The following is a 26019-nucleotide window of genomic DNA, read 5'->3' on the forward strand; positions in this document are numbered from 1 at the left end:
AAGAATCTCACAGCGCTGGCCGATTTGAGCGTGGGTTCAAGAGACCTGCAGCCCAGACCTCAGTTTCTCCGGAGAGCCCCTGCCCCAGTCACGACGGCAGCAGGCTGAAAAACACGGCCTCGCCCGGGGCCTCAAAGTCCTCGGGGGTCCAGGCGGTCAGTAGAGGTTCGCCCAGCGCGGCGGCGGTGTTCAGCAGCGCCGCCGCCACAGCCGGCTCTGCGGCCCCCCACAGCAGCGCGGCGCCGCCCCGGCCCTGGGCCTGCCACAGCAGGGCCCCCACCGCCTCCTCCTGCCGGTAGGCCAGCAGGGGCAGGAAGCCGCGCGTTCCTTCCAGCCGGGCCCCCAGCTGCCGGGCCAGTGGGGGGCCCCAGCCCGGCGTGCCCCGGCTCCCGGCCAGTGCCTGCGCCCAGAGCCCCAGATGCAGGCGTGAAATCTGTTCCACCACCACTTCAGCGGCCTCAGGGCCGGTTGGTGGCAGAGGCTGGGGGCTCCAGGGCCCCACCCGCAGGGTCGCCACCACTTGGGCACCCGCCAGGGGCGCGGCCGAGGCCACCAGGGCTGGCAGCTCATGGGCTGCGTGCCACTGCGCAGTTGCCCGCAGGGCGGCCGGGCCGGGGTCGGCCGGCAGGTAGGTGGCGTTGAGGGCCAGCACATTCACGCCGGGCGTGAGCAGCGTCACCGCGCCGTCCTGCTCGCGCTGCAGGGTGGACAGCGGCGCGTGGTACGTCAGCAACTGGGCCAGGGCCGGGGGCAGCATGGGCTTCAGGGTACGGGGCGGCCGGGCGGCCATTCTTAAGCGGCCCCAGGGGCCAGGGCACATCTTTGCCACGCCGCGCCGTGCTGCCATGGCCTCACAGGAGGTTCCATGAACGACCACCCCAATCTGCCGGCCCTGCCCGCTACCCCACCCGAGGCCGCGCCGCCCCGCCTGCCCCGCTGGGCCGCGCTGACCCTGGCCGGGCTGGCTGGGGCCGTGACCGTGAATCTGCTGAACGAGGGGGTGCGCCGCGTGCTGCCCCACGCCCCGCGCATGGAGGTCATTGGCGAGCGGGCCCTGAGCGCCGGGTTGCTGGCCCTGGGTCAGGAGCCGCCGCGCGGCCGGGCGCTGTACGCCACCACCCTGGCTGCTGACCTGGCGTCCAACACGGTCTATTACGCTCTGGCTGGGCTGGGCGGCGCGGCCCGCGCACCTGCGCTGGGCACGGCTCTGGGCGTGGCCGCTGGTGTGGGCGGCGCCGCGCTGCCCCCCCGCCTGGGCCTGGGCCACCAGCCCCACGAGCGCCCGCAGACGCTGCTGCTGACCGCCGCGTGGTACACGCTGGGTGGGCTGGTGGCGGGGGCGGTGTACCGGAAGCTGGAAGGGGAGTAATACGGACGGCCGTCCATTTCCGTACCATCCGGGAAGAAGGGGGATGTTCCCCGCCTTCGGCGCTGCTCCAGCCCAATTCCCGGAAATCCGCATGTGTTCCTTCTCTGCTCCGCAGCTCTTCGAGTCCCTCCGGTCGAAAAAATTCCGTAATGTGTTACGGAATTTTTCGGAAGCCATATAAGGGAGGCGGGGAATAGGAGGCGGTGCGCGGGAAAGGAGGGGTGACGGGGGTGGAGGCTCAGGGTGGGCTTGACACCAGGAAGCTGTGGCCGTAGCTCTTGAACCGCACCCCACACCCCGCTAACCACAAAGCCCCCCGTCACCACGACAGGGGGCCTGTTTTATGCCCGGCTCAGTTCCAGCGGCCGCCGCGCTGCTGGCGGGTTTCGGGTTCGGGGGCGGCGTACAGTTCCTCGGCGCGCGAGAGTTTCTTGCGGCCGTACAACCCTTCGAGCACGAATTCGGCGGCGCTCACGCGCACCGCGTCGTCGGCGCTGGCGGCCACCTCGGCGGCGAGGTCCGGCAGCCCCGGTACCTCCTGGGCGGCCTTCAGGGCGGCCCCCACGTCACCCCCCTGCGGAAAGCGGAACACGTTGCCGTTCTCAAACCACTTTTCCAGCTCGCGGGTGTTGGCGCTGCCGTAGTGGCGGGCGTACACGGCCCCGGCGGCCTTGCGAATCACGTCGCGGGCCACGTTGTCGGCGCCCTTGAGTTCACCCTCGTATTCCAGTTCCATCTTGCCGGTAATGGCAGGCAGGCCGGCGTATACGTCGCTCACGCGCACCACCGGAGCGCCCTCGCCCGTCAGGCTGCGGCGCTCGGCGTTGGCGGCGGCCACTTCCATCAGGGAAATGGGCAGGCGCTGCGAGACTCCGCTCAGTTTGTCCACGCGGCCGTCCTCGCGCGCCTGAAAGGCAATTTCTTCAATCAGTTCGGCCATGAACGGCGGCACCGTGATCGAGGGGGCCCGCACCGCTTCCTGCTCGGTGATGGCCATGCCCAGCCCAATGTCCGTGGGGTAATGGGTGCGGATTTCGCTGCCAATGCGGTCCTTGAGTGGCGTGACAATCTTGCCGCGCGCCGTGTAGTCCTCGGGGTTGGCCGAAAAGACCAGCATCACGTCCAGTTCCAGGCGAATGGGGTAGCCCTTGATCTGCACGTCCCCTTCCTGAAGGATGTTGAACAGCGCCACCTGCACCTTGGGCGCGAGGTCGGCCAGCTCGTTCACGGCAAAGATGCCCCGGTTGGCGCGCGGCAGCAGGCCAAAGTGCATGGAGCGCACGTCGCCCAGGGACGTGCCCAGGCGCGCGGCCTTGATGGGGTCCACGTCGCCCACCAGATCGGCCACCGTCACGTCAGGAGTGGCCAGTTTCTCCACGTAGCGCTCGGCGCGCGGCAGCCAGCGAATGGGCAGGTCCAGGCCGTGGGCTTCCAGCAGGTGCCGGCCCTCGGCGCCCACCGGGTTCAGGGGATCATCGGGCATGTCGGCCCCGGCGATCACCGGCACTTCGGGGTCCAGCAGATCGGTGATGGCGCGCAGAATGCGGCTCTTGGCCTGACCGCGCAGGCCCAGCAGAATAAAGTTCTGCCTCGCCAGCAGGGCGTTGACCAGCTGCGGAATCACCGTGTCGTCGTAGCCCACCACACCCGGAAACAGGTCCTCGCCCGCGCGCAGCTTGCGCGTCAGGTTCTTGCGCACCTCGTCCTGCACCAGCCTTACCCGGCCGTCAAACGGCGTGCGTCCGGCGTATTCCGGCATCTGAAGCAATTCTCCGAGCGTTCTCGCCTTGGCAGTGACCGTCATGATGGGCGAAAACGTACCACGCGCCCGGGGACGGGAATGTGCGGCTTGCTGGCAAGCGGGGCCCAGGACAATCCGCCCCCCACCGTACCATTCGGTATGGTACGGTTCGGGTGTCATGGCCCGAACCTCAAAAACCGACTGGCTGGATGCGGGGCTGGGGGTGCTGACCGCCCAGGGCGAGGGCGGCCTGACCGTGGAGGGGCTCTCAACCTTCATGGGGCTGACCAAGGGGTCCTTTTACCACCATTTCGCCAGCCTGAGCGCCTATAAAGCCGCGCTGCTGACGCACCTGGACCATGTGGGCTTTGCCGACGTGGTGAACACCATTGACCCCCGGCTGCCCCCCGCCGGGCAACTGCAGGCTCTGACCGAGCAGATCAGCCGCCGCAACCCGGCCGAGGACCGCGCTGTGCGGCTGTGGGCCGAGCGTGACCCCGGCGCCCGCGAACTGGTGCGGCCGGTGGATGAGCGGCGGCTGCAGTACCTGGGCGAGCTGTTCACGGCCATCGTGGGCGATCCGCACCAGGGCCGCCTGCTGGCCCGGCTGGGCTACGCCGTGTACCTGGGCGCCGCCCAGATGCACCCGCCCATTCAGGGCGAGGAATACCGCCAGATCAGTACGTTGCTCTACCAGTTGCTGCCCGGCCGCGCCGCGCCTTTGCCCGAGCCCTAAGCCCTCAGGAGGATGGAGATGACACGAGCAAGTCGCTGGCTGCGGGGTCTGGCCCTGCTGCATCTGGCCGTTGGGGTGGTGCTGTACCGCGAACCGCTGCTGGCCTGGTTGCAGGCCGGGGTGGTGGGGGCCATTGACCCCCACTGGGACCGCATGGCGGCCTTCTGGTTCCTGCTGTACGGCGCGCTGCTGTACGGCCAGGGCCAGCTGGCCGCCGCCTTCGAGACCCGGCGCGAACCGCTGCCCCGCGCCTTTGTGCAGGGCTGGCTGCTAACCGGGCTGCTGGGCAGTATGGCAATGCCCCTCAGCGGCCTGCCGCTGGTGGCCCTGGCCGCCGCCCTGAGCCTGCGGGCGCGCCCGCTGCGGGGAGCGCCATGACCCGCGTGGTGGTCACGGGCGCCAGCGGCACCCTGGGGCGGCACCTGCTGCCGCTGCTGCAGGCCGCCGGCGCCGAGGTGGTGGCCCTGAGCCGCCGCCCCCGCGCCTCCCAGTCCGGGCTGACCTGGGTAGAGGGCGATCTGGAGCAGCCCGGCACCCTGGAGGCCGCGCTGCGTCCAGGCGACGTGCTGGTGCATCTGGCCACCCAGCCGCTGAGGGCGGGCACCGACGTGGCCCTCACCGGGCGGGTGGTGCAGGCCGCGCAGGCGGCCGGCGCAGCCCACCTGGTCTACATGAGCATTGCGGGCCTGGAAGGCTTGCAGGGCGCGCCCTACTACCGCGACAAGTGGGCGGCCGAGCGGCTGGTGGAAGGCAGCGGGGTGCCCTTCACGATTCTGCGCACCACACAGTTCCACGAATTTGCCGATGAGCTGCTGCGCCGCCTGACCCTGCCGGGGCCGGTCACGCTGGTGCCGGCAGGCGTGACCCTGCAGCCGCTGGCTGCCCGCAGCGCCGCGCAGCGCCTGTGCGCCCTGGGTCTGGGCGCGCCTGCGGGCCGGGTGCCCGAGCTGTGTGGGCCCCAGGCCCTGACCTTTCCAGAACTGGCGCGCGCCCGGGGCCTGCAACGGGTGCTGAGCCTCCCGCTGCCGGTGCCCCTGTTCCGGGCGTGGCGCGGTGGGGCGGCGGTGCCGCAGGGCGCGCAGGTGGCTGGCCCGTCCTGGGCCGAGTGGGCGCACACGGCCCCGTAGGGGGAACGCCGTGCAGAGTTGTCCGTTCGGTCAAAGCTGGCCCCCAGGGCGGGGGCGGGTCCTCTTCCGGCCGGCACGAGAACGGCGGGCGGCCGGCGGTGCCCACCGCTGTGATCAGGAGGAGCCGTCTGCGTCTGCACTGGCCTGCTGGTCTTCTAATGCCTTGTAGGCGCACACTGCGGCCAGGGCGGCGAGTTCCAGGGGCACCCCGGGGGCGTCCAGCTGCACGTCCTTGCCCTCAAACCGGCCGCCAATCCGGCCCACCAGCCGCGCGCCCTCGCTGCTCAGGTGGACGTCCTTGCCGTGCACCTGCCCCGAGAAACGCCCCTGCACCTGGCCCTCACGGATGTCCAGCCGCACGTCGTCGCCATTCACGCGCCCGCCCAGCCGCACGTCGTCGCCATTCACGCGCCCGCCCAGCCGCACCGTCACCTGCTGGGGGCTGGCCTCGCCAGTGGCGCCGAAGCCCACAAAGTCGCCCCCAATGCGGCCCGTCACGGCGCCGGCCTGCAGGCTCAGCCGGATGTCCTTGCCCTCAAAGCGCCCGCCGATGCGGCCGCTGAGCTGCTGGCCATCCCAGGTGGCGTGCAGATCGTATCCCGTAGAAACGCCCCCAATGCGGCCGTGCAGTTCGCTCATGCCTGGAGATACGGCCCCAGGCGGCGGCCGGTTGCGCGGGCGCTGACCGCCGCGCGGCCGTCGCCTGAACGGCGCGCACGGTGCGGGCCATTCCCAGCGCCAGTTCCAGCCCCGCGTGCCAGAAGGGCAACTTGAGGCAGGGGCCGCCTGGGTCGCGTCAGGGCGGTGAAGCGGCGGGCTCGGGCAGGCACTGGTCCAGGCTCACCCCGAACAGGTCGCGCAGCACCGCTTCCCGGGCAGCGGGCCGCAGCACCTGTTCGGTGCGGCCCGCGCGGCCGGTCTGATACGGGTTCCGAAAAATTCCGTAACACGTTACGGAATTTTTCCGACCAGCGGAAGAAGGAAAAAATACGGATTTCCGGGAATTGGGCTGGGACAGCGCCGAAGGCGGGGAACATCCGGCTCTTTCCCGGATGTTACGGAAATGGACGGAATCCGTCTGAATCAGTCGGCACCCGGCCAGGGTCAGGCGCCCCTCGGCGGCGGCGCGCGTGCACAGGGGCTGGCGCCGGAAATGACTGTCCGGCGCCGTCTGTTGCCAGATGTGCCGCTCAGCAAAGGCCTGAAGCGGGAAAGCCGCCTCGGTGAACAGATACTGCGCCTCGGGGCCACGGCCCCGGTCTTCCAGATAGGTCCAGTCGGTTCCTGTGCGATCCAGCCCCACGACCTTGCCCCCTTCCTGGCGGCGAACGCCGGAGCAGAGCGCCAGCGGCTCCAGAAAGGCGTCGCCAAAGCCCACATCCGCCAGAACGGCGCCGGGCAGGGCAGGCGAGGTAACCCGCAGCGCCAGATGGTCAAAGGCTGGTCCCGGCTTGCCCCCGTCGCCCACCACGCGCGCCGACAGCAAGGTCACCTCGTAGCCCAGGGTCCGCAGCAGCGCGGCAAACAGGGTGTTCAGTTCGTAGCAGTAGCCGCCCCGGCGCCGGACCACCACCTTGCCGAACAGGTCCGGCAACGCCAGGGACAGGGGACGACCCAGGTGAATGTCAAGGTTCTCGAACGGCACCTGCAGCAGGTGGGCCCGGTGCAGGGCGCGGAGCGTCTCCAGGGTCGGGGGGCCGGGGGCGGAGAGGTGCAGGCGCCGAAGATAGGCGGCGGCATGCGCCGCAGACAGAGCAGGCTGGGTCATGCCTTCACCCTAGAACCTCAAGTACACTTGAGGTCAAGAGGTGAGCCCATGACACGCCTGACGCCCGCTGAACTCTCGGCCCGCAGTGGCCTCGCCATCAGCGCCCTGCACCATTACGAGCGCGAGGGGCTGATCACCAGCACCCGCACAGGCGGCGGCCAGCGGCGCTACGGGCGCGACACCCTGCGCCGACTGGCCTTTATCCGCGCGGCGGCGCGGGTGGGGGTGCCGCTGGCCCAGATTCGCGCGGCGCTGGAAACCTTGCCCGGCGGGCGCGTGCCCACCGCCGCCGACTGGGCGGCCCTGGCAGCCGGCTGGCAGGCCGAACTGAACGCGCGCATTGCCCTGCTGACGCGCCTGCGCGACGACCTGAGCGGCTGCATTGCCTGCGGCTGCCTGTCGCTGGAGCGCTGCGCCCTGCACAACCCGGACGACCGCTTCGGGCAGCGTCACCCGGGGCGCACCGGGCTGGGCTGAAGTGCGCCCCGCCGTGCCGGCAGATGCCCCGGTGATTGCCGCCCACCGGTACCCCGACGAGGCCGACGCTGGGGAACGCGCCCCCTACGCCGCGTGGGTGGCCGGGGCCCTGGCGCGGGGCCTGTATCTGGGCTTTGTGCGGGAAGAGGCTGGCGTGGTGGTGGCCGGCGCGGGCCTGACCCTGCTGGAGTGGGGCCCCAGCCGCCATGACCCCCAGCCGTGGCGGGCGCGGCTGGTCAATGTCTGGACCCACCCGGACCGGCGCCGCCAGGGCCACGCCCGCGCGCTGGTGCAGGCGTGCCTGAACGCGGCCCAGGCCCGGGGCATCACGCGCCTGAGCCTGGGCACCACCGATATGGCGCGGGGCCTGTACCAGGCGCTGGGCTTTACCCACAGTGGCCGCGAGCTGACGCTGGTGCTGGGCGGCCCCCCACCGGGCGAATAGGCGCAAGTGGGGCCGCGCGGCGCCGCCGCCTGCGCTAGGGTGGCGCCAGTCTGCCCTGCCCCCCACTTGTCTCAAGGAGCGGCCCATGAACAAAGTCTGGTTTCTGGCGGGCCTGCTGGCCCTGCTGCCCGCCTGCGCCCCCACCCCGCTGCCCGCCGCTCCCACGGCCCCAGTTCCGTCCGGCACGCCCGGCCTTTACGAATTGCAGGTGCAGGTCAGCCCGCAGGGCGTGGGGCAGGCCAGCCTGCGCCGCGTGGACGGCGCCGGGCTGCGCGCCCAGGGCCTGAGCACGGCTGGTGATCCCCTGCGCCTGGGCGCGCAGGCCCTCACCACCCAGACCTTTACCACGACCAGAGAGGGGGCTGATGTGCGGCACATCAGCACCACTTTCGCCGCCACCAACGTCAGTGGGACCAGCCTGCAGCACCTCACCCTGCTGCCGGTGGTGCTGACCGACACGGACGGCGACCCGGGCAACAACGCCACGGCCCCCACCGTGGCGGGCACCCCCTTCCGGGGCGTGCGCCTGTTCGATGGCAGCGACGCCTCGGCGCAGGCAGCGGCCATTCGCCCGGTGCAGGGGCAGCAGGTGGACGTGCGCACCGGCGAGAGCAGCGAAAACCCGGCCGCCACCCCCTTCATCCGCCTGCTGAACGTGACCGACCTGAACGCCGCGCCCCCGGCGGGCCTGAGCATGACCGTGCAGAACCAGGGCTGGCTGGCCGCCGAGACCCTGGCCCCCGGCGCCACCGTGCCGGTCACCTTTGCCGTGGACCTGCCGATTGACCGCAGCAATCCCCGGGGGCAGCCCTTCAGTTTCAGCCTGATGTTCACTGCCGCTCAGGACAGCACCGCGTCCGAGGTGGGCCGGCCAGCCGACCCTGCTGTGGTGAGCGGCGCGGTGTCCAGCTGGACCGCCGGGGGCGCGTTTGGGCTGAGCGAGCAGTACCTGGACCCTCAGGTGGGCGATTGGGTCACGCGCGCCTCGGCGCCGGTGTCGGCGGGCGGGCAGGTTCACCTGCCGCTGCAGGGCCCGGGGCAGCTGGAACCCCTACTGGGCCCGGACTGCACCGTGCAAGGCGAGCAGAGCGCGGGGAATGTCAACGTGGCCACCGCGCAGCTGGCGTTCCAGACCGCGCAGGGCGACACGCTGGCCCCCCTGCGCGAACTGGCGCCCGATGGCAGCGCGGTCCGGCGCCTGTACGCCGACGCGCCCCTGCGGCTGAAGGGCGCCGCGACCTGCGCGGGCTTCCCCGAGGTCTCCTACAGCTACGATCTGAGCCTGCAGCGGGGCTGGAACCTGATCACCGAGCGCACGGCGAGTGCCGGCGCGACCATCCTGCGGTCCACCCGCTCACTGCCTGCGGGCACCCGCACGCGCCTGCGCCTGGCCCAGCAGGGTCCAGTCGTGCAGGTCAAAACGCCAGCCTGGGGGGCCGATGTAACGGTCCGGGCCGGGGGAGCGGTGGCCGTGCCCTTTGAGCTCCTGCAAAAGGGCCCGCTGAGCGGCCCGGTCACGGTAGCGACGGACGTGCCCGGCATCACCGTCACGCCCGGCACCCTCACGTTCCCCGCCCTGACGGCGCAGGCAATAGGCGCCCAGGCCCTGTCCACCACGCTGACCTTCTCGGCTGCGGCGGGCATGGCCGCGTACCAGGACGGCATGAGGCTGACCTTCAGTCAGGGGGACAACTTGTGGGCCACACCGTCCTGTTTCTCCATGTGACCCCTTAAGGGCCCGGGCCGTTAGGCTGAGGGGGTGACCCTTGAGCTGCAGTTCAGCGGCCCGCTGTTTCACTGGGCGGGCCCCGCGCCCCACTACTTCGTGGCGGTGCCCGAGGCTGAAGTAGCGGCCATTCGAGATCTCTCGCAGCTGGTGACCTACGGCTGGGGCATGATTCCAGCCCAGGTGCAGATCGGCGGGACCACCTTCAAGACGTCGCTTTTTCCCAAAGACGGCGGCTATCTGGTGCCGGTCAAGGCGAAGGTGCGCCGCGCGGAAGGGCTGGAAGACGGCGATACGGTGACCCTACAGCTTCAAGTTGGGTAACCGTACGCCACAGCAAAACCCCCACCCGTGCCCAGGTGGGGGTCTTTGCTGTCGGCCTTCAGCGATCAGCCATCTGCCCTTAGCTTGTGTACGTCACGTTGTCGTTCACGGTGCCGGGGCGGGTGTCGTCGTAGGAGCGGTCGCCCGTCACCGAATCGGTGCTGGTGCTGCCCTCGCCGTACTTCTCCAGCGTGCGGTCGTCGGCCACCTGCATCTCGCGGACGGTCATCAGACCCGTACCGGCGGGAATCAGTTTGCCCAGAATGACGTTTTCCTTCAGGCCGATCAGGTCGTCCACCTGACCCTTCATGCTGGCTTCGGTCAGCACGTGGGTGGTGTGCTGGAAGCTGGCCGCCGACAGCCACGACTTGGTGGTCAGGCTGCTCTTGGTGATGCCCAGCAGAACTGGCTTCCAGCTGGCGGGGGTGGTGTCCTCGCCCAGCGCGTCGTTGGCCTGGTCCACTTCCCAGCGCTCGACGGTCTGGCCCTCAAGCAGCTCGGTGTTGCCGCCGTCGGTGACCTCCACCCAGCGCAGCATCTGGCGCACGATGATTTCAATGTGCTTGTCGTGCACCTTCACGCCCTGGCTGCGGTACACACGCTGCACTTCTTCCACCAGGTAACGCTGAGCGGCGTCCGTGTCTTTGTACAGCAGCAGGTCGTGGGGGTTAATCGCGCCGCGCGTCAGGGCCTGGCCGGCCTCCACGCGGTCACCGTCACGCACGATCAGGCGCAGGCCCTTGCTGATCTTGGTGGCGGTCTTGCTGGAGTACTGGTCGTCGTCGGCCTCAATGCGCACGAGGTAACGCTCTTCTTCCTCCTCAATCCGCACCACGCCGTCACGGTCGGCCACAGCCGCGCTGGTCTTGGGCTTGCGGGCCTCGAACAGCTCGATCACGCGGGGCAGACCCATGGTGATGTCGCCGCCGCCGCTGCCGGCCACGCCCCCGGTGTGGAAGGTGCGCATGGTCAGCTGCGTACCGGGCTCACCGATAGATTCGGCGGCCACCACGCCCACGGCTTCGCCCATGCTCACGGGCTTGGCCTGCGACAGGTCGTACCCGTAGCACTTCTGGCACACGCCGCTCTTCACGCGGCAGTTCAGCGGGGTGCGCACGAACACGCTCTGCAGGGTCTTGGCGTTGCGGGTAATGGCCTTGACGTCTTCCAGGCTCAGCATCTCGCCGGCCTCGATGGTGTGGCCTTCTACCTGCACGCTGTCGGCCAGGGTGCGGCCATAGATGCTGGTTTCGATCTCGCTGGCCTTGCGGGTGCGCCACTCGCCGGTCCGCTCGTCCAGGGCGCCCAGCGGCATGGAGGTGTAGTCGGTGGTGCCGCAGTCCACGTCGCGCACAACGACTTCGTGGGCCACGTCCACCAGCTTACGGGTCAGGTAGCCGGAGTCGGCGGTGCGGAGCGCGGTGTCGGCGCCACCCTTACGGGCCCCGTGGGTGGAGATGAAGTATTCCAGCACCGACAGACCTTCGCGGAACGACGCGCGAATCGGCACTTCAATCGTGCTGCCGTCGGGGCGGGCCATCAGGCCGCGCATCCCGGCCAGCTGGGTGATCTGCTGGGCGTTACCACGCGCGCCCGACAGGCTCATGATCCACAGCGGGTTGAACGGGTAGTTGGTGCCGAAGTTCTCGAACATGGCGTTCTTGACTTCGTCCTTGGTGTCGTTCCAGAGCTGCACAACCTGCTTGTAGCGCTCTTCTTCAGTCATGAAGCCGAACTCGAAGTTCTGCTCGATTTCTGCCACCTTGGCGTCCGCTTCGGCCAGAATCCCGGCCTTGGCAGGCGGAATCACGATGTCGTCAATGCCAATCGTGATCCCCGAGGTCGTGGAGAGCTTGAAGCCCGCGTCCTTCAGGCCGTCGAGCAGCCCGGCGGTGGCCTCGATGCCGAGGTGCTTGAAGCACGCCATGACCATGTCTTTCAGGTGGTCTTTTTCGTAGGCGGTTTCCAGGTTCACCAGGGTGTCCACGAGGTGCGCCTGCGCGCCCAGGGCTTCTTGCACAATGCGGCGGAACATCACGCGCCCGGCGCTGGTGTCGTAGGTCACGCCGTTCAGGCGGATGCGGACATGGTCCTGGTGGTCAATCTCGCCGCGCTCGACGGCCATGATGGCCTCGTCGGGGTTGGAGAAGACGTACTTCAGGCGCCCGGGGCTGAGTTCCTGGCCCGCCACGGTGATGGGGCTGTTCAGCGCCACCTTGCCGTTGTCCAGCGCGGCCAGCGCTTCCTGCGCGTCTGCAAACTCGGTGCCGGCGCCCAGGTTGTCCCTGCGCAGCAGGGTCAGGGTAAAGATGCCGAGAATGATGTCGCGGCTGGGCTTCACGTTCGGCTCGCCGTTCGCGGGCGACAGCAGGTTGTGGGCGCTGAGCATCTGGATGCGCGCCTCGGCCTGCGCCTGGGCGCTCAGGGGGACGTGAATGGCCATCTGATCACCGTCGAAGTCGGCGTTGAAGGCTTCACAGACCAGCGGGTGCAGCTGGATGGACTGGCCTTCCACCAGCACCGGCTCGAACGCCTGAATGCCCAGTCGGTGCAGGGTGGGCGCGCGGTTGAGCAGCACGACCTTGTCCTCAATGACCTCTTCCAGAGCGTCCCATACGCTGTCGCGGGTATCGCGGTAGCGCTCGAGCATCTTGCGGGCCTGCTTGATGTTGGTGACTTCGCCCTTCTCTTCCAGCACCTTGAACAGGAAGGGCTTAAAGAGTTCGAGCGCCATGCGCTTGGGCACACCGCACTGGTGCAGCTTGAGCTGCGGGCCCACCACGATCACCGAGCGGCCGGAGTAGTCCACGCGCTTGCCCAGCAGGTTCTGGCGGAAGCGGCCCTGCTTGCCGCCGAGCAGGTCGGTCAGCGAGCGCAGGCTGCGGTCAGAGCCGGGGTTGGTCACGGGGCTACCGCGGCGGCCGTTGTCGATCAGCGCGTCTACGGCTTCCTGCAGCATGCGCTTTTCGTTGCGGATGATCATGTCCGGCGCGCCCTGGCTCATCAGCTTCTTCAGGCGGTTGTTGCGGTTGATCAGGCGGCGGTACAGGTCGTTCAGGTCACTGGTGGCAAAGCGGCCCCCGTCCACCTGCACCATGGGGCGCAGATCCGGCGGCATCACCGGCACGGTGTTCAGGATCATCCAGCTGGGGTTGTTGCCGCTGCGCTTGAACGCGCGGGTCACTTCCAGCCGCTTGCGGGCCTTGGCGCGCTTGTGGCGCGAGCTGTCCTTCATCATCTCGTTCAGCTCGGCTTCCAGCACGTCCAGGTTGAGGTCGTCCAGCAGCTCCTTGACCGCCTCGGCGCCCATCTTGGCCTCGAAGTCGTAGGACTCGATGACGCGCACCTGCTTGCGCACCAGGTCAATCTCGATGCGGCCCGAGATGTCGCTGCGCAGCTCGCCGGAGTCGGCCAGTTCGTCGCCCGGCTCCACGCGGTCGCCGTTCACGACCAGGGGCTCGTCCTCGTAGGTGTACACCTTGGCCTTGGAGACGATGATGCTGGCGGGGTTGTGCAGGGTGATCACGCCGTTGGCCTCGGCGGTGATCTGCTCTTCCACGTCAATGGCGCCAATGACCTTCTGGCCCTTCTTGACCTCGCTGCCGTCCCCGACCAGCACGTGCATGGTGGGGTTGATGGGGTACTCGCTGCGGCGGGTCCAGTGGGCGGTGACCTTCACGTCGCCCTTCTTGGGGAAGGTCACACCGCTCAGGCGGCTGTCGCGGCTCACGCGCAGGCGGGTGCCGCCTGAAGCGTCGGCCAGCACGGCGCCCGCGTCCACGATCTCGCCGTGCACGACGTGCACGTTCATGCCGTGGGGCACGTACACGCGGCTCAAGACTTCACCGCTGGGGCTGCCTTCCTCGTCCACGCCCTCGCGCAGCTCCACCATCACGCTGTCTTCGCCCATGTCGTGCAGCACGGTGGTGCCGCCCACGGGAGCGGTGATCTGCACGTCGGCTTCCAGCTCGGCCAGAATTTCACCGGCGCGGAAGGCGTCCTGCTCCACCAGCACGTCGGCGGGCAGCGGCAGGGTGGCTTCAACTTCCTCAGCGTAGGCAATCACGGCGCGGCGGGGGAAGCGGTACTGGGCCAGACCGTCCATCTTGGAGACCACGTTGCCGCCCAGGATCTGCCCGCGCGTCACGTACTCGCCGTCACGCACTTCGGCTTCCACGCCGCCGGTCAGGGCGTAGGTTTCCTGACGGCCAAAGCGCAGTTCGCGGTACTCGTCGTCCGAGAGCAGCTCGCCGCGCTTGAGGGGGCGGCCGTCTTTCTGGGCGTTGCGGGGGTCGGTCACCAGGAAGGAGCTGAAGTACAGCACCTTTTCCAGCTGGCCGGCCGAGAGGTCCAGCAGCGTGCCGATCTTGCTGGGCGTGTCCTTGACGTACCAGATGTGCGCGGCGGGCGTGGCCAGGTCAATGTGGCCCATGCGGTAGCGGCGCACCTTGCTGCTGGTGACTTCCACTCCGCAGCGCTCGCAGACCTTGCCTTCATAGCGCTGGCGCTTGTACTTCCCGCAGGCGCACTCGTAGTCCTTCTGCGGCCCGAAGATGCGCTCGTCAAACAGACCCTCGCGCTCGGGCTTCAGGGTGCGGTAATTGATGGTTTCGGGTTTTTCAACCTCGCCAAAGCTCCACTCGCGGATCTTCTCCGGGCTGGCAATGGCGATACGGACTTTGCTGAAATCTTTCATTCAAACTCCTTCGGAGTTACGCAGATGGCAAATGGCAGAAAGCAGATGGCTCAAGACGAGGCTCTTGCGAATGCTGAAGCTCTTCTGGCAATCTGCCATCGGCCTTCAGCCATCTGCGGCGCGCTCAGCGTTTGGGCATCATGCCTTCGAAGATGTCCACCGCGCGGTCACCCTGATCCAGGACTTCCACGTCCAGCCCCAGCGAGTGAAGCTCCTTGACGAGCACCTTGAAGGACTCGGGGATGGTGCTGCCCGAGACTTCCTCGCCCTTGACGATGCTCTGGTAAGCGGCGTCGCGGCCATCAATGTCGTCGGACTTGATCGTGAGCATTTCCTGCAGGGTGTGCGCGGCGCCGTACGCTTCCAGCGCCCACACTTCCATTTCCCCGAAGCGCTGACCACCGAACTGCGCCTTGCCGCCCAGCGGCTGCTGGGTAATCAGGCTGTACGGGCCAGTGGAGCGGGCGTGCAGTTTGTCTTCCACCATGTGGTAGAGCTTCATCACGTACATGGTGCCGACCACCACGGGGCCACTGATGGGCTCGCCGGTGCGGCCGTCATACAGCACGCTCTTGCCGGTGCGTGACAGTTCCATCTGGGCTTTCTCGTAGTCGCCCTGGGCGTCACGGATGACCCCCAGCTTGGCGGCGCGGTCCAGCACTTCCTGCTCGCGCTTGTCAAGCTCGAAGCCCTCGTCTTTGCGGGCCTGGATGCGCTCGGCGGCGGCCACTTCCAGCATTTCCTTGATGGTCGCCTCGGTCACCGAGTCGAACACGGGGGTCTCGAACTTCTGGCCGGTCAGGCGCGCCACTTCACCCAGGTGCGTTTCCAGAATCTGGCCCAGGTTCATGCGGCTGGGCACGCCCAGCGGGTTGAACACGAGGTCAACGGGGGTGCCGTCTTCCAGGTAGGGCATGTCCTCGGGGGCCATGATCTTGGAGACCACGCCCTTGTTCCCGTGGCGGTTGGCCACCTTGTCGCCCACCTGCAGCTGGCGCTTCTGGGCCACGTACACGCGCACCATTTCACGCACGCCGGGCTTCAGGTCCACACCTTCGTCGCCGCGGCGGAAGCGCACGGTCTTCACCACGATGCCGCCCTGGCCGGACTGCACGCGCAGCGAGGTGTCTTTCACTTCACGGGCCTTCTCACCGAAGATGCTTCTCAGCAGGCGCTCTTCAGGGGTCGGCTCGCTCTCGCCCTTGAAGGAGGTCTTGCCCACCAGAATGTCGCCGGGCTTGACTTCGGCGCCCACACGCACGATGCCGTCTTCATCCAGGTCGCGCAGCGCGGCCTCGGACAGACCGGGAATATCGCGGGTGATCTTTTCCGGCCCCAGCTTGGTGTCGCGGGCTTCGATCTCGTCCTTTTCAATGTGGACGGAGGTGTAGAAGTCCTTGCGCACCAGACCCTCAGAGATGCAGATGGCGTCTTCGAAGTTGAAGCCGTCAAACGGCATGATGGCAATCGTGATGTTCTGGCCCAGGGCGAGGCGGCCCAGGTCGGAGGCGGGGCCGTCGGCAATCACTTGCCCGGCCGTCACGGTGTCGCCTGTGTCTACAATCGGGTGCTGGTCGAGGTTGGTGCCCTGGTTGGAGCGGGTAAAGCGCACGAGTTCAAAGGTGCGCACGTTGCCGGTGTTCATGCCGACTTCGGGGGCGTCCTCGGTCAGGGTGATCTGAATCACGCGGGCGTCCACGTAGGTCACGCGGCCAGTCACGTCGCTGACCACGCTGGTGCCGCTGTCGGTCACCACGCGGCGCTCCACGCCCGTGCCCACGGCAGGGCTGTCGGCGCGCACCAGGGGCACGGCCTGCGACTGCATGTTGGACCCCATGAGGGCGCGGTTGGCGTCGTCGTGCTCCAGGAAGGGAATCAGGGACGTGTTGATCGAGACGATCTGCTTGGGCGACACGTCCATGTAATCCACTTCTTCGGGCGTGTACCAGAGGGGATCACCCTTGCGGCGGGCCAGTACGCGCTCGTCACTGAAGGTGCCGTCGGGCTGCAGTGGGCTGTTCGCCTGCGCCACGGTGTAGCGGTCTTCAATGTCGGCCGTCATGTACACCACGTCGTCACTGACCTTGCCGCCCGCCACCTTGCGGTAGGGCGCCTCAATGAAGCCCAGGTCGTTCACCTTGGCGTAAGAGGCCAGCGAAGAAATCAGACCGATGTTCGCGCCTTCGGGCGTTTCAATCGGGCAGATACGGCCGTAGTGGGTCCGGTGCACGTCGCGCACGTCGAAGCCGGCGCGCTCGCGGGTCAGACCGCCCGGCCCCAGCGCGGAGATACGGCGCTTGTGGCGCAGGTCCGACAGGGGGTTGGTCTGGTCCTTGAACTGCGAGAGCTGGCTGCGTCCGAAGAACTCGCGCATGGCCGCCACGATGGGGCGGTTGTTCACCAGTTTGGTGGGGGTCGCGGCGTCGGGGTTACCCAGCAGCATGCGCTCGCGCACGCCACGCGCCATGCGGCCCATGCCCACGCGCAGCTGGTCGGCCAGCAGTTCGCCCACGGTGCGCACGCGGCGGTTGCCCAGGTGGTCAATGTCGTCTTCGGACACCGGCACGTCCTGAATCACGCCGTCCGCGTCCACCATGCCCACGGTCTCGCGCCCGTATTGCAGCGCCATCAGGTAGCGAATGGTGTCCACCAGGCCAGCGTCCGTGAACTTGCCGTCCTGGAAGTTCAGCAGGGTGCGCTCGGGGCGGCTGACGCCCAGCTTGGTGTTCATCTTGAAGCGGCCAGGCTCGCCCAGGTCATAGCGGCGGGGGTCGGCCAGCAGGCCGTACAGGTACTGAATGGCCTTGTCGCGCTTGGGCGGGTCACCGGGACGCAGCACCGTGAACAGGCGCAGCAGGGCTTCATCCGCGCCCATGCCCGCGCTCTTGTCCTCGGGAAGTTCCATCTCGGGCTCAAACTCCGTGAACAGCGATTTCAGGCTCGCGTCGTCGTAGCCCAGCACGCGCAGCAGCATGGCCACAGGGAACTTGCGCTTGTTCACCTTCATTTCCAGAATGCCGCCGGCAAACTCCAGCTCAATCCAGGGGCCGCGCTTGGGCATGGGAATGATGGCGCCGGTATACATCTTCTTGATGCCCTTGTAGGAGCTCGTGAAGTACACGCCGGGCGAGCGGTGAATCTGCGAGATGATCACGCGGTCGGCGCCGTTGATAACAAAGGAGCCGTCCTCGGTCATCAGGGGCAGGTCGCCCAGGAACACCTGGTCTTCCTTGATCAGGCCGCTGTCCTTGTGAATCAGCTGCAGCTTGGCGTACATGGGCGCCTGGTAGGTGACGTCCTTTTCGCGGCACTCCTCGGGGGTGTACGGCGGCTCGCCCAGGCGGTATTCCAGGAAGTCCAGCACCAGGCCCGTGGAGCGGCCCTTTTCGGTCTCGTCAATCGGGAAGACTTCTTTAAAGGCGCTCTGCAGGCCCGTGTAGTCGCGGGCGTCGGGCGCCTTGTCTTCCTGCAGAAAGGCCCGGAAAGAGTTCACCTGAATCTCGGTCAGGTTGGGCAGCGGAATTACGTCCGCAATGTCACCGAACCGCTCAATACGCGGTCCTTTTTTGCTCAAACTCATGTCCACCTCGTGGGGCACCCTGTGGAGACTGGCTGCGGCCCTTGCTGGGGCGTCAAAAGGCGCAGCCGGGACGCGCAGCCCTCCGGCCACGTTCCCATTTCGTCGTGCTTAACTTTGCCGAGCCGCTTCTCGCAAAGAACTCCTGCCCGACCCATCATGGTCAGCACAGAGGAGTCTACACCCAGAAGGGGAGACCGGTCAAACCGAGCGCGCGGGGCGCCTTGTGAGGCTGTGCCCGGCAGTCTGCCCAAAAGACTGGGGCGGCGTCAAGCCGCCGTCTTCATGAAAAGCCAGCAGATCTGCCGGTGTCGAGGGGGCGCGGCCCGTAGCATGGGGACGTGGACGCCCTGCAACCGTACCTGCCCCTGATCGTCAATGCCCTGCGTGTGCTGGCCATCATCGGCCTGATTCACGCCATTGTCACGCGGCAACAGGTGTTCTGGATCGTCATGCTGGCGTTTGGCGCGCTGTTCGGCGGGCTGTTCGGGCTGGCGTTCGCGGCGGTGTACACCTTCATGGTGCTGCTGCCTGCCGCGCGTGGGGGCGGGCAGGTGGCCGGGCGGGCCGTGGCGCGCGGTGTGGAGGCCCTCAAGCCCCTGGACCTGCGCATCCGCGAAGCCCAGGCGGAACTGGCTGAAAGCGACACCCTGCAGCGCCGCGCCGATCTGGCGGCCCTGCAGGCCCGCGCCGGGCGCCCCGATGACGCCCAGGCCACCCTCAGCCCGCTGCTGAGCGGCATCTACGCCGACGACCCCGTCGTTCTGCTCACCAGCGCCGAACTGGACCTCGCGCGCGGGCAGGCCGCGCAGGCCGAGGCCAAGCTGCGCCGGGTGGACCTGAAGGCCAGCGCCGCCACCCGCACCCGCACGTTAACCCTGCTGGCCCAGGCCCAGGAGGCCCAGGGCCAGCCCGAGGCCGACACCGCTTACCGGGAGGCCCTGAACGCCGCCACCACCGAGGAACCCCGCGCCCGCTACGCCGCCTATCTGGTCCGGCAGGGCCGCCGGGACGAGGCCCGCGCCCTGCTGGACGCCCTGGACAAGGCCGAACGCCGCGCCACCAACCTCTACCGCCGCCAGGAACGGGAATGGTTTCAACTGGGGCGGGATCTCCGGAAAGAGCTGAAGTAGTCGCCACGCTGCTCTCGGGGCTCTGGCGGGGGCGGGCCTACGTCCAGGCCCACCAGCTCAGGTGCACCGGCTGGGGGCGGCTGCACAGTCTGAACCCTGGCCCAGCGGTCTGGCGGCTGGTCTGGCTAGGCCATCTTTATTACCCGGGAGATATTGCGCTTTCCTATTCTCCCTGGGTAATATCCGGCCATGAGCGAGCTGACCTACACGGCGTTCCTGGGGCCGCAGCGCCTGGCCACTGGACCCCTCACCGAGACCCTGCGGGCCGTTAAGACAGCGCTGGACGCCCTGGAGGGCCCGCGCACCCAGCCGCTGATCGTGTTCAATGACGAGACGGGTCGCCCCGCCGATTTCGACTGGCGCGGCACGCTGGATGAGGTGCTGGCCCGCCACGCTCCCGCCGCCAAGCCGGGCCCAGGGCGGCCCAGGCTGGGGGTAGTCTCGCGCGAGGTCTCGCTGCTGCCCCGCCACTGGGACTGGCTGGAAAGTCACCCCAGTGGCGCCTCGGCCGCGCTGCGCCGCCTGATTGACGAGGCCCGCAAGGCTGACCCCGAAGGCGAGCGCCGCCGGATGGCCAGCCTTGCCGCCGACCGCTTCCTGACGGTCATGGGCGGCGACCTGCCCGGCGCCGAGGACGCCAGCCGGGCCCTGTATGCCGGGGACCGCGCCGCCTTCGAGGCCCACGTGGCAGGCTGGCCCGAGGACCTGCGGCTGCACGCGCTGTATCTGGCGGCGCCTGCCCTCGGGGACGCGCCGTGACCCTGCCGCCCACCACCCCGGCCGCTGAGCTGGAGCGGCTGGCCCAGGGCGCCCCGCCCGAACTGCGCGCGGCCATCGCGGGCCACCCGAACACGCCCCCGGCGCTGCTGGAAGACCTGGCCGCCACCTTTCCGGCGCAGGTGCTGGCCAATCCGGCGCTGCCGCTGCTGCGTCTGGCCCACCCCCGATTGCTGCTGGACGTGCCGCTGCACACGCTGCTGCGCCTGCTCTCGCAGCCCGAGGCCCCGGCGTGGCTGCTGCGGCACGCCCTGATCGCCTCGGCCATCGAGATTCAGGCGGCGGCAGCAGCCCACCCGGCGCTGAACGCCGCCCAGATTGCGCAGATGGCCTCGCACCCCGCGTGGCAGGTGCGTGCCCGGATTGCCGCGCGCGCCGAGTTGCCCGGCGCCCTGATCGCGCAGCTGGCCGCAGACGCCGATTACGGCGTGCGCATGTACGTGGCGGCCCGCCCCGATCTGCCGGGGCCCGTGGCCGAGCGGCTGGCGCAGGACGCGTCGGTGTTTGTGCGGCAGGTGCTGGCCCGGGCACAGCAGAGTGGGCTGGCGGCCTTCGTGCTGGGCCTGTGCCTGCTGCCCTGGACCTGATACGGATGCAGGAGGATGGGGCTGGGTTGAAGGGAAGTCGGCAGGTTTTCGCCCAGACCGCCCGTCACACGGCCCTCAACGAAAAACCCCCAGCCGCGTGGGCTGGGGGCTGCACTCCCGGTGAAGGGGGGCTTACTTCAGTTCGACCTTGGCGCCAGCAGCTTCCAGCTGGGCCTTGATCTTCTCGGCGTCGTCCTTGCTGGCGCCTTCCTTCAGCACGCCGCCCTTCTCGCTCATGTCCTTGGCTTCCTTCAGACCCAGGCCGGTGATGGCGCGGATTTCCTTAATGACGTTGATCTTGCTCGCGCCGGCGTCCACCAGCACCACGTCAAATTCGGTCTTCTCTTCCACAGCGGCGGCGGGGCCAGCGGCGGGGCCGGCAGCCACAGCGGCGGTCACGCCCCAGGTTTCCTTCAGGCCGTCAATCAGGTCCGCCAGTTCCATGATGGTGAGCTGGCCGAGTTGGTCAATAAGCGCTTGTTTGTCGTAAGCCATGATGTGTTCCTCCGAAAAATGAAGTGGGGGGTGCCCCGGTGAGGGGGCAAGGCAGGGGCGTTAAGCGCCCTGGCCTTCGAGTTTTTCTTTGTACGCTTCGAGGATGCCCACGAAGTTGCTGAGGTGCGCGCTGAGCACGCCCACCAGCTCGCCCTGCAGGCTCTGCTTGCTGCCCAGGCTGGCCAGCCGCTCGACGACTTTCACGTCCACGCGGTTGCCTTCGACAAAGCCGGCCTTGACGGCGGGAATGCCCTTGTCGTTGCCCTTGGCCGCGTCGCTGAGGGCCTTGGCTACCCCGGCGGGGTCGTCCTGGGCCACCACGATGGCGCTGGGGCCCTTGAGGGCGTCGCTGAAGTCACGGCCGCCGCCTTGCAGGGCCAGGTTGATCAGGGTGTTCTTGGCAACAATCAGCTGCCCACCCTTCTCGCGGATGTCCTTACGCAGTTTGCTCAGCTGACCGGCGGTCAGGCCCTGGTAATCGACCACGTAAAACGAGTCAATGCCCGAGAGGCTGCCCGTGAGGGCGCTGAGGGTCTGCTGGTTCTTTTCGTTCGCCACGCAGTACCTCCTTGGTGGGAACGAGTCCAGGTGCACGGTCGCGCCCCTGGCAACTCGGCGGGCTGTTTAAACCTGGCAAGGGTCCCCGCTGTCATAGGTGCCGGAATGAAAGCCTGTTGGAAAGGTGCGAGGTGCACCGGGGTGCCGGGAAGGATGTTGATGGTTGAACGTTGATGGATGATGGTTTTTTCTCTCAACCGTCAACCTTCGACCATCAACGCGCCGCTTAGGCGCTCGTGCCGCCGCTGAGGCTCAGCTCGAGGCTGGGGCCCATGGTGGTGGTCAGGAAGGCGCTGCGCAGGAACACGCCCTTGGCGCTGCCGGGCTTGGCGGCTTCCAGCGCGCCCAGCAGGGCGGCGTAGTTGGCGCTGAGGTTACCGGGCTCGAAGCTGGCCTTGCCGATGGGCGCGTGAACCACGCCCGTCTTGTCGTTGCGGAACTCGATGCGGCCGGCTTTGAGGCCCTTGACCATGCCGCTTACATCGGGGCCCACGGTGCCGCTCTTGGGGTTGGGCAGCAGGCCGCGCGGCCCCAGCAGACGGGCCAGCTTCTGACCCACCTGGGCCATCATGTCGGGGGTGGCCACCACGGCGTCGAAGTCCATGAAGCCGCCCGCAATGCGCTCAATCAGGTCCTCGCTGCCCACCACGTCGGCGCCCGCCGCTTCGGCGGCCTGCACGTTGTCGCCCTTGGTGATCACGGCCACACGCACGGTCCGGCCGGTGCCGTGGGGCAGCGCCACCGTGCCGCGCACGTTCTGGTCGCTCTTGCGGGGGTCAATGCCCAGGCGGAAGTGCACTTCCACGGTCTCGTCGAACTTGGCGGTGGCCAGGTCCTTGACCAGGGCGGCGGCTTCGTCAATGGTGTACTGCTTGTTGCGGTCCACCTTGGCTGCCAGCGCTTCGTAGCGCTTGCCACGCTTAGGCATTGGGGGCCCCCTCGATGGTCACGCCCATGGAGCGGGCGGTGCCGGCCACGGTGTTGGCGGCGGCGTCCAGGCTGCCCGCGTTCAGGTCGGGCATCTTGGTCTTGGCGATTTCCAGGACCTGGTCCCAGTTGAGCTTGCCGACCTTGGCCTTGTTGGGGGTCGCGCTGCCCTTTTGCAGGCCGGCGGCCTTGCGAATCAGGTAGCTCATGGGGGGGGTCTTGGTGATGAATGTAAAGGAGCGGTCAGCGTAGATGGTGATCTCGACGGGGATGATCGCGTCACCCTTGTCGGCCGTCTGCGCGTTGAACGCCTTCGTGAACTCCATGATGTTCGCGCCGTACTGACCCAGCGCGGGACCCACGGGGGGGGCCGGGGTGGCCTTGCCCGCCGGGAGTTGCAGTTTGACTAACCCTGCGACTTTCTTCATTTGGTTCCTCCTTAGCTCCCCCGCGTCTGCCTGAAGGCGGACTGGGGTGCTGACGCTAAGTTCCGTTTGGTCCGCTCGGCTGGGCCGGGGCGGAAAACAGCAACTTTTTCAGTGTAGCGGTCTGTGGCCTCTTTGCCAAGGCCTGGGACCGCCAGACCCGCACGACTCTTACTTGGCGACCTGACTGAAGTCGAGTTCCACGGGCGTCTCGCGGCCAAAGATGCTGACCAGCACCTTGACCTTGGACTGCGCCATATTGACCTCGCTGACCACGCCGCTGAAGTCGGCAAAGGGGCCGCTGGTCACGCGCACCATGTCGCCCGCCTTGAAGTCAATCTTCACGCGCGGCGCTTCTTCCACGACCGGCTGCGCGGCCACACCCACCGAGGCCAGCAGGCGCTGCACCTCGTCGGGCGAGAGGGGCACGGGACGGGTGGCGGTGCCCACGAAGCCGGTCACGCCGTTGGTGCCGCGCACGACTTCCCAGGATTCGCCCAGTTCGCCGGGGGCGTCATCGTCTTCCACGTCCATCTGCACGAACACGTAGCCGGGAAACAGCTTGCGGCGAACGGTTTCTTTCTTGCCGCCCTCGCGCAGCTCCACGGCTTCCTCTTCCGGCTGGATCACCTGGAAGATTTTTGTGCCGCGCATGCCCAGCTTGGTCGCGCGTTCCATCAGGTGCTGCTCCACGCGGTCTTCCTGACCCACGTAGGTGTGCACGGCGTACCACTCGATACTCATGGCAGCACCACGCGCATCAGGTTGCTGAACAGCAGGTCCAGGGCGTACACGATCAGGGTCAGGGCGACCACGAAGATCAGCACAGCCTGCGTGCCTTCCAGCACCTGCGCCCGGCTGGGCCACGAAACGCGCGACAGTTCCGCACGCGAATCACGGAAGTACTGAATCAAGTTCATGCGTTCACCTGCGACAGAGAAAAGGGGAGATCTGCGGGCCGGCGGGCTGTGCCCGGGGGCCGGATCAGACCTTCTTCTCTTTGAAGACCACGTGCTTTTTCGCCACGGGGTCGTACTTGCGCAGTTCCATCTTCGCCTGGGTGTTGCGGCGGTTCTTGGTGGTGGTGTAGTAGAACCCGGTGCCGGCGGTGCTTTCCATTTTCACGATGATGCGGGGGCCGTCTTTCGCCATGAGCTGCTCCTTCGCAAAGTCCCCTGGGGGCCATTTGCTCCCAGCGTCCCGGGGGGGCGGGGGCCACCGGTTGTCGCTGGCCACGCTGGTAAAAGCCCGCCTTGTGGCGGGCAACATTCGAATTATAGGGGCCGGTCCCTCAGGTGTCCACTGTGCTCTGGATTCCGGTCGGAAAACCGTCAATGCTCAGGCGGTTTTTCCGCTGCTGGTAGTCGGCCAGCTGGTCCGGCGTCTGCCGCGCCGCCCAGGTGTTCAGTTCGTCGCGCTGGCGGTCCAGGGTCATCAGCGGCACGGCCATGCCGCAGGAGGTCTGCACGAGGTCCACGTCCAGCACGAAGATCTGACGGGCACCGGGGAGGGCAGGGAAGAGGCACAGGTGCTCGCTCCACCCCGCCTCTCCGGGCTGAAGCATCTGCGCCTGCCCGTACAGCCGCAAGATCAGCGGCGGCCCCTGAAAGGCACAGAACATCAGGGTCATGCGCGGTGTCTGCCGGAGGTGCGCCGCCGTCTCGTTGCCACTGCCCGTCACATTGAGCCACGCCACCCGGTTGGGCCCCAGCACCCGCAGGCTGTCCATGCCTTTGGGCGACACGTTGACCCGGCCGTCTGCTGCGGCGGTGCCCACAAAAAACATCGGCTGCGCCTCGATGAACGCCTGCAGATGATCGGTGATGCCCGGCAGCTGTTTGCCCATGGCCCCAGCCTACAGCCCAAAAAAAAGAGACCCCCGTGGGGGCCTCTGACCTGGACCTTGCGGTCTTATTCAATCACCTTGGCAACAACGCCAGCGCCGACGGTGCGGCCACCTTCGCGGATGGCGAAGCGCAGGCCTTCTTCCATGGCGATGGGCTTGATCAGCTCGACGATGAACGTGATGTTGTCACCGGGCATCACCATCTCGACGCCTTCGGGCAGTTCCACCACACCGGTCACGTCCGTCGTGCGGAAGTAGAACTGGGGGCGGTAGCCACCGAAGAACGCGCTGTGACGGCCACCCTCGTCCTTGCTCAGCACGTACACGCTGGCTTCGAACTTGGTGTGCGGCTTGATCGACCCGGGCTTGGCCAGCACCTGGCCACGCTCCACGTCGTCACGCGCCACGCCACGCAGCAGCACACCCACGTTGTCGCCGGCCATGCCGCTGTCGAGCAGCTTGCGGTGCATTTCGATCCCCGTGACGGTGGTCTTCTTCGTGTCGCGCAGACCGATGATTTCCACTTCGTCCTGGACCTTCACAGTTCCGCGCTCCACGCGGCCGGTGGCCACGGTGCCGCGCCCGGTGATGGTGAAGACGTCTTCGACGGGCATCAGGAAGGTCTTGTCGGTGTCGCGCTCGGGGGTGGGGATGTAGCTGTCCACGGCGTCGAGCAGTTCCCAGATCTTGTCGACCCACTGGTTTTCGCCGCGGGCGGTCTTGGGGTTGCCCTGCAGGGCTTCGAGGGCCTGCAGCGCGCTGCCCTTGATCACGGGGAGGTCGTCACCGGGGAACTCGTACTTGCTCAGCAGCTCGCGCACTTCCATCTCCACGAGCTCGAGCAGTTCTTCGTCGTCGACCATATCGACCTTGTTCATGAACACGACGATGTAGGGCACGCCGACCTGACGGGCGAGCAGGATGTGCTCGCGGGTCTGGGGCATGGGGCCGTCGGCGCTGCTGACCACCAGGATGGCGCCGTCCATCTGGGCGGCTCCGGTGATCATGTTCTTGACGTAGTCGGCGTGACCGGGGCAGTCCACGTGGCTGTAGTGACGGGTGGGGGTGTTGTACTCCACGTGCGCGGTGTTGATGGTGATGCCGCGGGCCTTTTCTTCGGGCGCCTTGTCGATCTGATCGTAGGCCAGCTTTTCGATGGTCGGGTCAGCGGCGGCGGCCGTGAAGGTGATGGCGGCCGTCAGGGTGGTTTTCCCATGGTCCACGTGCCCAATCGTCCCCACGTTCACGTGCGGCTTCGTGCGTTCAAACGTTCCTTTTGCCATGT

General features: G+C 67.7%; 26 protein-coding genes. 11 read left to right on the plus strand and 15 right to left on the minus strand.

The window, feature by feature from the left end; genetic code table 11:
- Positions 1-88: 88 nt before the first annotated feature.
- Positions 89-757: a hypothetical protein gene (locus C8263_RS10085; protein WP_146160647.1), complete on the minus strand. Its 669-nt coding sequence runs from the start codon at positions 755-757 to the stop codon at positions 89-91.
- A 108-nt stretch (positions 758-865) separates the two neighbouring features.
- Here C8263_RS10085 and C8263_RS10090 point away from each other — a divergent pair, with 108 nt between their 5' ends.
- On the plus strand, positions 866-1369 hold the full coding sequence (locus tag C8263_RS10090) for a hypothetical protein (protein WP_233218754.1): 504 nt from the start codon (positions 866-868) through the stop codon (positions 1367-1369).
- Positions 1370-1721: 352 nt separating this feature from the next.
- On the opposite strand, the gene C8263_RS10095 is transcribed toward C8263_RS10090, so the two are convergent.
- A complete protein-coding gene (locus C8263_RS10095) occupies positions 1722-3173 on the minus strand; it encodes a sigma 54-interacting transcriptional regulator (protein ID WP_107137991.1) in 1452 nt (483 codons plus the stop codon).
- A 115-nt stretch (positions 3174-3288) separates the two neighbouring features.
- Here C8263_RS10095 and C8263_RS10100 point away from each other — a divergent pair, with 115 nt between their 5' ends.
- From C8263_RS10100 to C8263_RS10110, 3 genes are read left to right on the plus strand one after another with little or no spacing between them, the layout of a single operon-like run.
- Positions 3289-3846, plus strand: a complete 558-nt coding sequence (locus tag C8263_RS10100; protein WP_107137992.1) for a TetR/AcrR family transcriptional regulator — start codon at positions 3289-3291, stop codon at positions 3844-3846.
- A gap of 18 nt (positions 3847-3864) precedes the next feature.
- Positions 3865-4224: a DUF6463 family protein gene (locus C8263_RS10105; protein WP_107137993.1), complete on the plus strand. Its 360-nt coding sequence runs from the start codon at positions 3865-3867 to the stop codon at positions 4222-4224.
- Positions 4221-4973 carry an SDR family oxidoreductase gene (locus tag C8263_RS10110; protein ID WP_107137994.1) on the plus strand — a complete coding sequence of 251 codons (753 nt, stop codon included), beginning with the start codon at positions 4221-4223 and terminating at the stop codon, positions 4971-4973. The genes C8263_RS10105 and C8263_RS10110 overlap by 4 nt, the downstream gene beginning before the upstream one ends.
- A gap of 114 nt (positions 4974-5087) precedes the next feature.
- Here C8263_RS10110 and C8263_RS10115 read toward each other — a convergent pair whose 3' ends face one another.
- Together C8263_RS10115 and C8263_RS10120 are read right to left on the minus strand one after the other, a co-directional pair.
- Positions 5088-5612 (minus strand): hypothetical protein, encoded by a 525-nt coding sequence (locus tag C8263_RS10115; RefSeq protein ID WP_107137995.1) that lies wholly within the window; start codon positions 5610-5612, stop codon positions 5088-5090.
- A 157-nt stretch (positions 5613-5769) separates the two neighbouring features.
- Positions 5770-6741 (minus strand): arylamine N-acetyltransferase family protein, encoded by a 972-nt coding sequence (locus C8263_RS10120; RefSeq protein ID WP_107137996.1) that lies wholly within the window; start codon positions 6739-6741, stop codon positions 5770-5772.
- A 48-nt stretch (positions 6742-6789) separates the two neighbouring features.
- Here C8263_RS10120 and soxR point away from each other — a divergent pair, with 48 nt between their 5' ends.
- The 4 genes from soxR to C8263_RS10140 all read left to right on the plus strand — a co-directional run bounded on the left by soxR (position 6790) and on the right by C8263_RS10140 (position 9713).
- On the plus strand, positions 6790-7218 hold the full coding sequence (gene soxR / locus C8263_RS10125; protein ID WP_107137997.1) for a redox-sensitive transcriptional activator SoxR: 429 nt from the start codon (positions 6790-6792) through the stop codon (positions 7216-7218).
- A 1-nt stretch (position 7219) separates the two neighbouring features.
- Positions 7220-7663 carry a GNAT family N-acetyltransferase gene (locus C8263_RS10130; protein ID WP_107137998.1) on the plus strand — a complete coding sequence of 148 codons (444 nt, stop codon included), beginning with the start codon at positions 7220-7222 and terminating at the stop codon, positions 7661-7663.
- 85 nt (positions 7664-7748) lie between these two features.
- The gene (locus C8263_RS10135; RefSeq protein ID WP_107137999.1) at positions 7749-9389 is read left to right on the plus strand and encodes a hypothetical protein; all 1641 of its coding nucleotides are present in this window, start codon (positions 7749-7751) and stop codon (positions 9387-9389) included.
- A 33-nt stretch (positions 9390-9422) separates the two neighbouring features.
- Positions 9423-9713, plus strand: a complete 291-nt coding sequence (locus C8263_RS10140; protein WP_107138000.1) for a DUF1905 domain-containing protein — start codon at positions 9423-9425, stop codon at positions 9711-9713.
- Positions 9714-9792: 79 nt separating this feature from the next.
- Here the strand turns inward: C8263_RS10140 and C8263_RS10145 are convergent, their stop codons facing one another.
- A complete protein-coding gene (locus tag C8263_RS10145; protein WP_107138001.1) occupies positions 9793-14409 on the minus strand; it encodes a DNA-directed RNA polymerase subunit beta' in 4617 nt (1538 codons plus the stop codon).
- A gap of 124 nt (positions 14410-14533) precedes the next feature.
- The gene (gene rpoB, locus C8263_RS10150; RefSeq protein WP_199188374.1) at positions 14534-17989 is read right to left on the minus strand and encodes a DNA-directed RNA polymerase subunit beta; all 3456 of its coding nucleotides are present in this window, start codon (positions 17987-17989) and stop codon (positions 14534-14536) included.
- A 338-nt stretch (positions 17990-18327) separates the two neighbouring features.
- Here rpoB and C8263_RS10155 point away from each other — a divergent pair, with 338 nt between their 5' ends.
- The 3 genes from C8263_RS10155 to C8263_RS10165 all read left to right on the plus strand — a co-directional run bounded on the left by C8263_RS10155 (position 18328) and on the right by C8263_RS10165 (position 20483).
- Positions 18328-19119, plus strand: a complete 792-nt coding sequence (locus C8263_RS10155) for a hypothetical protein (protein ID WP_107138002.1) — start codon at positions 18328-18330, stop codon at positions 19117-19119.
- Between the two features lie 189 nt (positions 19120-19308).
- On the plus strand, positions 19309-19878 hold the full coding sequence (locus C8263_RS10160) for a DUF2239 family protein (RefSeq protein WP_107138003.1): 570 nt from the start codon (positions 19309-19311) through the stop codon (positions 19876-19878).
- Positions 19875-20483 carry a variant leucine-rich repeat-containing protein gene (locus C8263_RS10165; RefSeq protein ID WP_107138004.1) on the plus strand — a complete coding sequence of 203 codons (609 nt, stop codon included), beginning with the start codon at positions 19875-19877 and terminating at the stop codon, positions 20481-20483. Before C8263_RS10160 ends, C8263_RS10165 begins: the two co-directional genes overlap by 4 nt.
- 132 nt (positions 20484-20615) lie before the next feature.
- Here C8263_RS10165 and rplL read toward each other — a convergent pair whose 3' ends face one another.
- From rplL to tuf, 9 genes are all read right to left on the minus strand, one after another.
- On the minus strand, positions 20616-20978 hold the full coding sequence (gene rplL / locus C8263_RS10170; RefSeq protein ID WP_107138005.1) for a 50S ribosomal protein L7/L12: 363 nt from the start codon (positions 20976-20978) through the stop codon (positions 20616-20618).
- Positions 20979-21038: 60 nt separating this feature from the next.
- Complete coding sequence (gene rplJ, locus C8263_RS10175) at positions 21039-21536, minus strand: 50S ribosomal protein L10 (RefSeq protein ID WP_107138006.1); 498 nt, start codon at positions 21534-21536, stop codon at positions 21039-21041.
- Between the two features lie 226 nt (positions 21537-21762).
- Positions 21763-22464: a 50S ribosomal protein L1 gene (gene rplA / locus C8263_RS10180; protein ID WP_107138007.1), complete on the minus strand. Its 702-nt coding sequence runs from the start codon at positions 22462-22464 to the stop codon at positions 21763-21765.
- Positions 22457-22891 carry a 50S ribosomal protein L11 gene (rplK, locus tag C8263_RS10185; protein ID WP_107138008.1) on the minus strand — a complete coding sequence of 145 codons (435 nt, stop codon included), beginning with the start codon at positions 22889-22891 and terminating at the stop codon, positions 22457-22459. Before rplK ends, rplA begins: the two co-directional genes overlap by 8 nt.
- A 168-nt stretch (positions 22892-23059) precedes the next feature.
- Positions 23060-23632: a transcription termination/antitermination protein NusG gene (gene nusG / locus C8263_RS10190; RefSeq protein WP_107138009.1), complete on the minus strand. Its 573-nt coding sequence runs from the start codon at positions 23630-23632 to the stop codon at positions 23060-23062.
- Entirely contained in the window at positions 23629-23808 is a 180-nt protein-coding gene (gene secE / locus C8263_RS10195) for a preprotein translocase subunit SecE (protein WP_107138010.1), read from the minus strand. The genes nusG and secE overlap by 4 nt, the downstream gene beginning before the upstream one ends.
- Before the next feature lie 64 nt (positions 23809-23872).
- Entirely contained in the window at positions 23873-24040 is a 168-nt protein-coding gene (gene rpmG, locus C8263_RS10200; protein ID WP_012692576.1) for a 50S ribosomal protein L33, read from the minus strand.
- Between the two features lie 139 nt (positions 24041-24179).
- Positions 24180-24734, minus strand: a complete 555-nt coding sequence (locus tag C8263_RS10205; protein ID WP_107138011.1) for a pyridoxamine 5'-phosphate oxidase family protein — start codon at positions 24732-24734, stop codon at positions 24180-24182.
- A 65-nt stretch (positions 24735-24799) separates the two neighbouring features.
- A complete protein-coding gene (gene tuf / locus C8263_RS10210; protein ID WP_107138012.1) occupies positions 24800-26017 on the minus strand; it encodes an elongation factor Tu in 1218 nt (405 codons plus the stop codon).
- Positions 26018-26019 lie beyond the last annotated feature (2 nt).

The organism is Deinococcus arcticus, from assembly GCF_003028415.1.
In the GTDB taxonomy this organism is placed as follows: Bacteria; Deinococcota; Deinococci; order Deinococcales; family Deinococcaceae; genus Deinococcus; species Deinococcus arcticus.

Coding starts and splice junctions, on each gene's coding strand:
- C8263_RS10115 (WP_107137995.1), bottom strand. CDS start 5,612: ATGAGCGAACTGCACGGCCGCATTGGGGGCGTTTCTACGGGATACGAT.
- tuf (WP_107138012.1), bottom strand. CDS start 26,017: ATGGCAAAAGGAACGTTTGAACGCACGAAGCCGCACGTGAACGTGGGG.
- rplL (WP_107138005.1), bottom strand. CDS start 20,978: ATGGCTTACGACAAACAAGCGCTTATTGACCAACTCGGCCAGCTCACC.
- rplA (WP_107138007.1), bottom strand. CDS start 22,464: ATGCCTAAGCGTGGCAAGCGCTACGAAGCGCTGGCAGCCAAGGTGGAC.
- secE (WP_107138010.1), bottom strand. CDS start 23,808: ATGAACTTGATTCAGTACTTCCGTGATTCGCGTGCGGAACTGTCGCGC.
- C8263_RS10100 (WP_107137992.1), top strand. CDS start 3,289: ATGGCCCGAACCTCAAAAACCGACTGGCTGGATGCGGGGCTGGGGGTG.
- C8263_RS10145 (WP_107138001.1), bottom strand. CDS start 14,409: ATGAAAGATTTCAGCAAAGTCCGTATCGCCATTGCCAGCCCGGAGAAG.
- rpoB (WP_199188374.1), bottom strand. CDS start 17,989: ATGAGTTTGAGCAAAAAAGGACCGCGTATTGAGCGGTTCGGTGACATT.
- C8263_RS10205 (WP_107138011.1), bottom strand. CDS start 24,734: ATGGGCAAACAGCTGCCGGGCATCACCGATCATCTGCAGGCGTTCATC.
- C8263_RS10105 (WP_107137993.1), top strand. CDS start 3,865: ATGACACGAGCAAGTCGCTGGCTGCGGGGTCTGGCCCTGCTGCATCTG.
- nusG (WP_107138009.1), bottom strand. CDS start 23,632: ATGAGTATCGAGTGGTACGCCGTGCACACCTACGTGGGTCAGGAAGAC.
- C8263_RS10135 (WP_107137999.1), top strand. CDS start 7,749: ATGAACAAAGTCTGGTTTCTGGCGGGCCTGCTGGCCCTGCTGCCCGCC.
- C8263_RS10095 (WP_107137991.1), bottom strand. CDS start 3,173: ATGACGGTCACTGCCAAGGCGAGAACGCTCGGAGAATTGCTTCAGATG.
- C8263_RS10085 (WP_146160647.1), bottom strand. CDS start 757: ATGCTGCCCCCGGCCCTGGCCCAGTTGCTGACGTACCACGCGCCGCTG.
- C8263_RS10090 (WP_233218754.1), top strand. CDS start 866: ATGAACGACCACCCCAATCTGCCGGCCCTGCCCGCTACCCCACCCGAG.
- rpmG (WP_012692576.1), bottom strand. CDS start 24,040: ATGGCGAAAGACGGCCCCCGCATCATCGTGAAAATGGAAAGCACCGCC.
- C8263_RS10110 (WP_107137994.1), top strand. CDS start 4,221: ATGACCCGCGTGGTGGTCACGGGCGCCAGCGGCACCCTGGGGCGGCAC.
- rplK (WP_107138008.1), bottom strand. CDS start 22,891: ATGAAGAAAGTCGCAGGGTTAGTCAAACTGCAACTCCCGGCGGGCAAG.
- C8263_RS10120 (WP_107137996.1), bottom strand. CDS start 6,741: ATGACCCAGCCTGCTCTGTCTGCGGCGCATGCCGCCGCCTATCTTCGG.
- C8263_RS10160 (WP_107138003.1), top strand. CDS start 19,309: ATGAGCGAGCTGACCTACACGGCGTTCCTGGGGCCGCAGCGCCTGGCC.
- soxR (WP_107137997.1), top strand. CDS start 6,790: ATGACACGCCTGACGCCCGCTGAACTCTCGGCCCGCAGTGGCCTCGCC.